This is a genomic window from Cobetia sp. SIMBA_158 (assembly GCF_046566945.1).
Taxonomy (GTDB): Bacteria; Pseudomonadota; Gammaproteobacteria; order Pseudomonadales; family Halomonadaceae; genus Cobetia; species Cobetia amphilecti.
In genome coordinates this window covers 1-228 of record NZ_JAWJYL010001278.1, presented here as the reverse complement: position 1 = coordinate 228, position 228 = coordinate 1, and the positions used below count along the sequence as shown (strand labels likewise).

Sequence of the window (228 nt, the reverse complement as noted above, 5' to 3'; positions counted from 1 at the left end):
AGGTCAATGATGTCACCAGCGCCAGCGGCGGGGGCGCCCAGCGCTTCACGCTGACATACTGGCCGGAAGACAGCTATGCAAGGTTCGGGCAGCTGATCGTCGAGCCCCGGGACCGGGCCAGTCGCGAAGCGCGTATGGAGGAGGTGATGCGCCGGGTGCGCGCCGAGTATCCCGGAGTCGAATACAAGGTGCAGGCGTTGCAGGTCGGGCCCTCGGCCAAGGCGAGTC

Annotated in this window: 1 protein-coding gene; it reads left to right on the top strand. The window is 67.1% G+C overall.

Annotated features, from left to right (window positions below):
* On the top strand, window positions 1-228 hold a 228-nt coding region (locus R2R70_RS23835), incomplete at both ends, for a hypothetical protein (protein ID WP_410979466.1).